At 73.3% G+C, this 8,373-nt stretch carries 8 protein-coding genes; 3 read left to right on the top strand and 5 right to left on the bottom strand.

The features are described from left to right. Nucleotide 1: 1 nt before the first annotated feature. From hemQ to ABZU99_RS17525, 3 genes are read right to left on the bottom strand one after another with little or no spacing between them, the layout of a single operon-like run. On the bottom strand, nucleotides 2-718 hold the full coding sequence (gene hemQ, locus ABZU99_RS17535) for a hydrogen peroxide-dependent heme synthase (RefSeq protein WP_355951977.1): 717 nt from the start codon (nucleotides 716-718) through the stop codon (nucleotides 2-4). A 5-nt stretch (nucleotides 719-723) separates the two neighbouring features. Continuing rightward, nucleotides 724-2,187 (bottom strand): protoporphyrinogen oxidase, encoded by a 1,464-nt coding sequence (hemG, locus tag ABZU99_RS17530; protein WP_355951975.1) that lies wholly within the window; start codon nucleotides 2,185-2,187, stop codon nucleotides 724-726. Further along, on the bottom strand, nucleotides 2,184-2,477 hold the full coding sequence (locus tag ABZU99_RS17525) for an IclR family transcriptional regulator C-terminal domain-containing protein (protein WP_356048564.1): 294 nt from the start codon (nucleotides 2,475-2,477) through the stop codon (nucleotides 2,184-2,186). The genes hemG and ABZU99_RS17525 overlap by 4 nt, the downstream gene beginning before the upstream one ends. 158 nt (nucleotides 2,478-2,635) lie before the next feature. Between ABZU99_RS17525 and ABZU99_RS17520 the strand changes: the two genes are divergently transcribed. Continuing rightward, nucleotides 2,636-4,027, top strand: coding sequence for an FAD-dependent oxidoreductase (locus ABZU99_RS17520; RefSeq protein WP_356048562.1), 1,392 nt, complete (start codon nucleotides 2,636-2,638; stop codon nucleotides 4,025-4,027). 15 nt (nucleotides 4,028-4,042) lie between these two features. Here the strand turns inward: ABZU99_RS17520 and ABZU99_RS17515 are convergent, their stop codons facing one another. Next, entirely contained in the window at nucleotides 4,043-5,563 is a 1,521-nt protein-coding gene (locus ABZU99_RS17515; RefSeq protein ID WP_356048560.1) for a hypothetical protein, read from the bottom strand. 67 nt (nucleotides 5,564-5,630) lie between these two features. After that, the gene (gene hemE / locus ABZU99_RS17510) at nucleotides 5,631-6,713 is read right to left on the bottom strand and encodes a uroporphyrinogen decarboxylase (protein WP_356048558.1); all 1,083 of its coding nucleotides are present in this window, start codon (nucleotides 6,711-6,713) and stop codon (nucleotides 5,631-5,633) included. A gap of 91 nt (nucleotides 6,714-6,804) precedes the next feature. Between hemE and ABZU99_RS17505 the strand changes: the two genes are divergently transcribed. Both ABZU99_RS17505 and ABZU99_RS17500 read left to right on the top strand, forming a co-directional pair. After that, nucleotides 6,805-7,524 carry a DUF3000 domain-containing protein gene (locus tag ABZU99_RS17505; protein WP_356048557.1) on the top strand — a complete coding sequence of 240 codons (720 nt, stop codon included), beginning with the start codon at nucleotides 6,805-6,807 and terminating at the stop codon, nucleotides 7,522-7,524. Between the two features lie 142 nt (nucleotides 7,525-7,666). Beyond that, on the top strand, nucleotides 7,667-8,329 hold the full coding sequence (locus ABZU99_RS17500; protein ID WP_355860608.1) for a response regulator transcription factor: 663 nt from the start codon (nucleotides 7,667-7,669) through the stop codon (nucleotides 8,327-8,329). The last annotated feature ends 44 nt before the right edge of the window (nucleotides 8,330-8,373 follow it).

Below are 8,373 nucleotides of genomic sequence, written 5' to 3'. Positions count from 1 at the left end.
GTCAGGCCAGACCGGCGACCAGCTCGGAGACCGCCTTGCGCCGCCCGGTGAAGAACGGCACCTCCTCACGCACATGCCGGCGCGCCTCGGAGCCGCGCAGATGGCGCATGAGGTCGACGATCCGGTACAGCTCGTCCGCCTCGAAGGCGAGGATCCACTCGTAGTCGCCGAGCGAGAAGGACGCGACCGTATTGGCGCGCACATCCGGGAAGCCGCGCGCCATCTTGCCGTGGTCCGCCAGCATCCGGCGGCGGTCCTCGTCGGGCAGCAGATACCAGTCGTAGGAGCGCACGAAGGGGTACACGCTGACGTAGTCGCGCGCGTGCTCGTCCGCGAGGAACGCCGGGATGTGCGACTTGTTGAACTCGGCCGGGCGGTGCAGCGCCATGTTCGACCACACCGGCTCAAGTGCCCGCCCCAGCCGGGTGCGGCGGAAGAGGTTGTACGCCTCCTGCAGGGCGTCGGAGGTCTCCGAGTGCCACCAGATCATGACGTCCGCGTCGGCGCGCAGCCCGGACAGGTCATACGTGCCGCGCACGGTGACGTCCTTGGCGGCGAGCTGGGCGAAGAGCTCCTCGACCTCGTCGGCGTAGCCGGTGCGGTCCTCCGGCAGGACGTCGCGCAGCCGGAACACCGACCACAGGGTGTAGCGGATGACCTCGTTGAGGTCCTTGGCCTTCTTGCCGGCGTTGGGGGTCTTCTCGGGAGCATCAGTCATGCTCCCTATTCTCGCTCTCCGTCTCCGGCGCCCCGCCCCAGGGTGGCGGTGAGGGATTCCAGCAGCTCGCCGGCCGCCTTGTGGGCGCTCGCCACGCAGGCGGGGATGCCCACACCCTCGTACACCGCGCCGCACACCCGCAGCCCCGGCACCTTCGCGACCTCCGCGCGGATGCGGGCGACCCGGTCGAGATGGCCGACGGGGTACTGCGGCAGCCCGCCGTCCCAGCGGTTCACCCGGGTCGCGACGGGCGTGGCAGTAAGACCGACGGCCTCGCCGAGATCGGCGAGCGACATCCTTACCAGATCGGCGTCGTCGCGCCTCAGGTCGTCATCGTCCTCAAACCGCCCGATCGAGGTACGCAGCACAAAGAGATCGGGGTCGGCGTCCCGGAGCCAGCCCCATTTACGGCTGGAGAAGGTCGCCGCCTTGATCTTGTGGCCGTCGACGGGCGGGACCAGGAAGCCGCTGCCCTGGGTGAGCGCGTCCACGTCGGCGCGGTGGAAGGCCATGGTGACCAGCGCCATCGAGGCGTAGTCCACGGTGGCCAGCTCGGCGGACGCGGCCGGGGAGTCGGCGGCCAGCAGACGCGCGGCGGCGGGCGCCGGGGCCGCCAGCACCACCGCGTCGGCCTCGATCACCGGGGGGCCGTCCGGGCCGTCCACGGCGACGACCCAGCCGTCGGTGGTCCGGCGCAGCTCCCGTACGGGCGCCTCGGTGCGGATCTCGCCGCCCGCGGCCCGTACGGCGTCGGCGACGGCGAGCGGCAGCCGGCCGATCCCCCCGTCGATGCCCATGAACACCGGGCCGTCCTGCCGCTGAGCCGCCCGCCCGGCCAGCTCCCGTACGCCCTCGGTCAGCGGACGGTTCGAGCGGGCCAGCTCGAAGAGGGTGGGGACCGACGCCCGCATGGAGGTCCGGTACACATCCCCCGCGTACACCCCGCCCAGCAGCGGTTCCACCAGCCGGTCCACCACCTCGCGGCCGAGCCGCGCCGCGATGTACTCGCCGAGCGCCACATCCTCGCCGACCTCCGTGGGCGGCAACTCCTGGTCGCGGGCGATGCGCGCGAGACCGTCGTCCGAGATCACCCCGGACGCGGCGAGCGGTGCCAGATCGCCCGGCACGCCCATCACATGGCCCTTGGGCATCGGGCGCAGACCGCCGCGCGTCCACAGCGAGGCGGTCGCGGTCGCGGGCGGCTGCAGCCGCTCACCGAGGCCGACGGCGCGCGCCAGCTCCACCGCCTCGGGGCGGCGGGCGAGCATCGACTCGGCCCCCAGATCCACCGGTACGCCCTCGATCTCGCCCGCGTACAGCTTGCCGCCCAGCCGTCCCGAGGCCTCCAGCACCGTCACCCGCGCCCCGCCCGCCAGCAGCCGGTGCGCGGCCGTGAGCCCGGAGATCCCGCCGCCGATGACCACGACATGGCCGGTGCGCCCCGTCCGCGGGCTGGTCGCTGCGCTCATGCCCCCACTCTCTCACCCGCCCCGAGAGGGCGGTGCGCCCAGGCCGTGGCAAGGTCCGCCTCGATCCGGACGGCGGCCCCGCGCAGCGCCGGAAGGAGGTCGTGGCGGGCGCTCTCGGCGGTGCCCCGGTCCGCGTGGGTGGCGAGGTTGAGCGCGGCGACCACCCTCCCGTCCGCGTCCCGTACGGGCACGGCGAGCGACCGCAGCCCCTCCTCCAACTCCTCGTCGACCAGCGCGTACCCGGCGTCCGCCGCCTGCTCCACCACGCGGCTGAGCTCGGGCAGCGGCACACCCTTCGACCACTACGGCAGCTGGACGCAGGCCGTCCACATCGACGGCGGGCCGATGCTCGTCAGCGCGCTGCTGTACGTGATGATCCGCGAACAGGCGCCGCGCACGTAGCGTTGTCCCCATACAGCGGGAGACACGGCGGCGGAGGGGCTACGCGATGGCGGCGGCGCGGCGGATGGTGGTCATCGGAGGCGACGCGGCGGGCATGTCCGCCGCGTCACAGGCGCGCAGGCTGAGCAGCCGGAGCGAGCTGGAGATCCTCGTCTTCGAACGCGGCCACTTCACCTCCTACTCGGCCTGCGGCATCCCGTACTGGGTCGGCGGCGACCTGGACGGCCCCGATGCCCTGGTCGCGCGTACGCCGGAGGCACACCGCGGGCGAGGGATCGACGTGCGGACGCGCACCGAGGTCAGCGCCATCGACCTCGCCGGGCAGCGGGTCCGGGCCCGGGATCTCGACCCGCGCGGCGAGGGCGAGAGCTGGCACCGCTTCGACGACCTCGTCATCGCCACCGGCGCCCGGCCGCGCCGCCCCGACATGCCGGGGGTCGACGCGCCGGGCGTGCACGGGGTGCAGACCCTGGACGACGGGCGGGCGCTGCTGGACATGCTGGAGTCCACCCGGGTGGAGCGGGCGGTCGTGGTCGGGGCCGGCTACATCGGCGTGGAGATGGCGGAGGCGCTGATCCGCCGAGGCTGCCAGGTCACCGTGCTGGAGCGCGGCGAGCAGCCGATGGCCACGCTCGACCCCGACATGGGGCGGCTGGTGCGCGAGGCGATGACCGGGCTCGGCATCGACACCGTGACGGGCGCCGAGGTCACCGAGGTGCTGACCGGTGAGGACGGCCGGGTGCGGGCCGTGGCCACCAAGGTCAGCGAATACCCCGCCGACCTCGTCGTGCTGGGCCTCGGGGTGGTCCCCGAGACCGGTCTGGCGCGGGATGCGGGGCTGCCGCTGGGCGAGTCGGGCGGGCTGCTGACCGATATGGCGATGCGGGTGCGCGGCTTTGACAACATCTGGGCGGGCGGCGACTGCGTGGAGGTCCTCGATCTGATGTCCGGCCTCACCCGGCACATCCCGCTGGGTACGCACGCCAATAAGCAGGGCCAGGTCATCGGCGCGAACATCGGCGGCGGCTATGCGACCTTCCCGGGCGTGGTGGGCACGGCGGTCAGCAAGGTCTGCGATCTGGAGATCGCCCGTACCGGGCTGCTGGAGGCCCAGGCGGCGGAGCTGGGGCTGCGGTTCCACACCGTCACGGTCGAGTCGACGAGCCGGGCCGCGTACTACCCGGGCACCCGCCCGATGACGGTGAAGATGCTCGCCGAGCGCCGTACCGGGCGGCTGCTCGGCACCCAGATCGTCGGCCGGGAGGGCGCGGGCAAGCGCGTGGACATCGCGGCGGTCGCGCTGACCGCCGGGATGACGGTGGAGCAGGTGGCGGCGCTGGACCTCGGCTACGCCCCGCCGTTCTCCCCGGTGTGGGACCCGGTACTGGTGGCGGCGCGAAAGGCGGCGGGAGTCGTACGGACAGCCGAGGACCGCTGACCGCCCACGGGGCGCTCAGCCGTCGATGCCCCGCAGGGCGAGCCGGACACGCTGGGCCAGGTGCCCGGGGCAGCTCCACTCCCCGGGGGCGAAGGGCCGCTCGGGCGTGCCGTACTCCTGCGGCGCGTACAGATGGTTGAGGTGGTCGCCGTACGGATCCTCGTGGAACCCGAAATGGCGGCCCCTGACCAGCTCGGCCAGCCGCTCCCAGGGGTGCGCGTCCCCGTGCGGGCAGGGCTCCCCCAGCGGTGCGGTGTCCACCGTGGCCAGGATCGCCCGCAGGTCCCGGTGCACGGCCTCGGGCGGCGGTTCCTCGCCCGAGGTCACCGACCAGCAGGCGACCAGCAGCAGGACGAGCCGCTCGCGCGGATCGGCCGGACCCGCCGCGTACCGCCGCGCGGCCCACAGCCCGGCGTCCTCCGCGGCCTGGCCGTCCCGGCAGCGCCGGCGCACGGCGGAGGTGAGCCGATCGATGTCGAGCCGCCCGCCGGGGCATACGAACACCTCGTCCAGATGCGCGGTGTGCCGGATGCCGAAGAGCCGCTCGCGCCCGGTCCGCAGATGGCCGAGCGCCTCGCAAGCGATCTCGGCGAGGAAGGCCGGGCACAGCCACGCCTCCAGGGGCGCCGTCTCCAACCCCTCGCGCTGCCAGTGCCGGTAGACACCCCGGCCGCCGGGGCTGAGCAGATGGATGCCCACGGTCGCCTGCTCCGCCGTGTCCTTGCGGACCTCGGGATGCTCACCCTCGCCGTGTACGCAGGACGCGTCGGCGAGGCCGCGCGGCACGGCCTCCAGGGCATCGATCATGGTGTCGAGGACCCGCCTGTCGCGGATCCGGCCGCTGGCCGCGTACCAGCAGGCGGCGTGCAGGATCACCACGAGCCCGGCGCGGTGCTCGCCCGTGGGGTCCGCGCTCAGGCTCAGGGCATAGGCGGACAGCTCCCGGCCGGGGTCGAGGCCCGGGGTCGGGTAGTCCCACACGATGGAGCGCAGATCCTCGGCGCGGCGCGCGTCCCGGGCCGGGAGCCGGGGCGGGATGTCCCCGACGGTGCCGGGGACGATGATGTCCACAGCGACCCGGGCGTACCCGGCGATGTCCCGCGGGCACAGCCACTGCTCCTTGGTGGCGTCGTCCTCCCAGTCGGGATCCTCGTCCTCGGTCAGCCCGTTGGTGAGCAGCGGCAGATCGTCCACGAAGTGGTCGAGCCGGTCGTCGAGATCGCCCTCGTACGGATGCGTCCGGTGGGCGCAGGGGAGATTCCGCAGCCGCCGGTCGGTGGCGTGCAGCACCTCCAGGACGGCCTCCACGACGCCCGGCCCGGAGAACCGGCCGACGTACGCGGCCATCATGACCAGGCCCAGCGTCCAGGCGTATGCCTCCTCGCCCGCGGGATCGGCGGCCAGCCGCCGGGCGCAGTCGAGGACGACACCGTCCGAATCGCCGCCGTAGCTCTCGTTGAGGATGCCGTCCCAGTCGTCGACGAAATGCACACACTCTGAAGGCGCTGACAGCGCGGAGACGGGCGTGTCGGTCATGCCCCACACGACGCCGTGGGGCCCGCCCGGGTTCCCCCCAGGCTCAGACCTTCACAGAAGGTGCGCGTTATGCGCTCCGCGTGTGCACGAACTCCACGAGACGGGTCAGCGCGTCCGGGTCGGTGCTGGGCAGCACGCCATGGCCGAGATTGAAGATATGGCCCTCGAGACCCTGCGCCGCGTCCAGCACCTCGGCCGCCTTGGCCTCCACGGCCGAGCGCGGCGCGAAGAGCACGGCGGGGTCGAGGTTGCCCTGCAGCGCCTTGCCGGGGCCCACCCGCCGGGCCGCCTCGTCCAGCGGCACCCGCCAGTCGACGCCGACGACATCCGCCCCCGCCTCGCCGAGCAGCCGGAGAAGCTCGCCGGTGCCGACGCCGAAGTGGATGCGCGGCACGCCGTATCCGGCGACGGCGTTGAAGACCTTCGCGGAGGCGGGCAGCACGCTGCGGCGGTAGTCGGCGGGGGCCAGGGCGCCGACCCAGGAGTCGAAGAGCTGGACCGCCGAGGCGCCCGCCTCGATCTGCACCTTGAGGAAGGCGGCGGTGATGTCCGCGAGCCGGTCGAGCAGATCCGCCCACAGCGCGGGGTCGCCGTACATGAGCGCCTTGGTGTGCTCATGGTTGCGCGAGGGGCCGCCCTCGACGAGATAGCTGGCGAGCGTGAAGGGGGCGCCCGCGAAGCCGATGAGCGGGGTGGCGCCGAGCTCGCCAACGAGCGCGCCGACCGCCTCGGTGACGTACTTCACATCGTCCGGGTCGAGCGGACGCAACCGCGCCAGGTCGGCGCGGGTGCGGATCGGCCGCTCGACGACGGGGCCGACGCCCGGCTTGATGTCCAGATCGAGGCCGATCGCCTTGAGCGGCACGACGATGTCGCTGAAGTAGATGGCCGCGTCCACGTGGTGCCGGCGCACCGGCTGCAGCGTGATCTCGGTGACCAGATCGGGCCGCATACAGGATTCGAGCATCGCGGTGCCCTCGCGGACCTTGCGATATTCCGGAAGCGAGCGCCCCGCCTGCCGCATGAACCACACCGGCGTGTGGGGCACCGGCTCCCGTCGACACGCCCGGATGAAGGCCGAGTCGGCGGTGGCACGGGCCGCCGCGCGACCGGTCTGCTGCTGGCCCGAGGGCCGCTCTGTGGCGCTCATGCCCCAAATCTTCGCACGGGCCGAACGAGTGACCCGCCAACCCGGGTGTTCCTCCCCGGTTGGGGCCCTCACTGCGCCTAGTCTTCCGCGCATGGCAGCGGTTCAAGGACACCTCCCGGACGGTGCTGACGGCGCTGACGGCACCGACGCGGGTGAGGAAGGCGCCCCACCCGTCTTCCAGCGTGCGGTGGCCGCGCTGCGCGGTGTGCGGGTGCGGCCCGAGGTGGAGCTCGATCCGACCCCGCCGCCGCGGCGGCTCGCGCCCTTCTCGTACGCGCTGGAGGCGGTGGTCACCGCGGACGGCGCCGACGACGACGCCGAGCTGGCCGAGGGGCGGCTGATCCTGCTGCACGACCCGGCCGGGCACGACGCATGGCGCGGCACCTTCCGCCTGGTCACCCTGGTCCACGCCGATCTGGAGCCGGAGATCGCGGCGGATCCGCTGCTGCCCGAAGTGTGCTGGTCATGGCTGACCGGCGCGCTGGAGGCGCGCGGCCTCGCGTACGGCGAGCCCAGTGGCACGGTGACCCGGGCCAGCTCGCACTACTTCGGCGCGATGGGCGAGCGGGAGCCGTCGACCCGGCTCGAGATCCGCGCCTCCTGGACGCCGTCCGACCACCCGGCCCCCGAGCCGGCCCCTGCGCAGGGGGCGGGAGAGGGCGGCGCGGAGCCGCTGGGCGTGCCGGACACCGCTGCGCACCTGGCCGCCTGGTGCGATCTGCTGTGCCAGATCGCCGGCCTGCCCCCGTCCGGCGCGGCCGAGGCGGGGATCGTGTCCTTGCCCCAGCGCCGCGGTCCGCAGCCGCGCTGAGTGCGCCCGTGACCATCCTTGATCGATCAGCCGTCCTAATTGCCCGAATTGTTACTCACCAAATCGTGATCATTCCCTAAAGCCGGGCCGTATCGGTGCCGAAGGACGTGGTGACCCGTCCCACCACTTCCCAGGAGGCCTGGTGTCTGTTCTCCTCGAGCAACCGTCCAGCCTGGTCGCCTATCGCCCGAACAAGCCGACGGCCATGGTCGTCGTCGCCGACCCCCGCGTTCGTTCCACCGTCACCCGTCATCTGTGGGCCCTTGGGGTGCGCGACGTCATCGAGGCGTCGTCCATCGCGGAGGCCCGTCCCCGTATCGGCAACCCGCGCGACATCTGCGTCGCCGACGTCCACCTCCCCGACGGCTCCGGCCTCACGCTGCTGTCCGAGACCCGCGCCGCGGGCTGGCCGAACGGCCTCGCCCTCTCCGCCGCCGACGACATCGGCGCCGTACGCAACGCGCTGGCCGGCGGCGTCAAGGGCTATGTCGTCACCGGCACCCGCACCAACCTGGGCATCCCGGGCCGTCCGGGTGCCGCCCCCATCGGCGCCGCGGCCGCCCGGATGCACCGGCGCCCGCCGGGCGCCCCCGGTCACCCCGGCGGCTACCGCGAGCTGTCGGGCCGCGAGGTCGAGGTACTGAGGCTGGTTGCGGAGGGCCAGTCCAACAAGGCCATCGGCGTCTCGATGGGCCTGTCCGCACTCACCGTCAAGAGCCACCTCGCCCGGATCGCCCGCAAGCTCGGCACCGGCGACCGCGCCGGAATGGTCGCGGTCGCACTGCGTACCGGGATCATCCACTGAGCCGTACCACCCGCCCTGTCACCCCGCCACCAGGCCTCCCCCGC

This window comes from Streptomyces sp. NPDC005266 (assembly GCF_040607655.1).
Taxonomy (GTDB): Bacteria; Actinomycetota; Actinomycetes; order Streptomycetales; family Streptomycetaceae; genus Streptomyces.
Note: the sequence above shows the minus strand (reverse complement) of the source record. Positions and strands in the feature narration are given on the sequence as shown.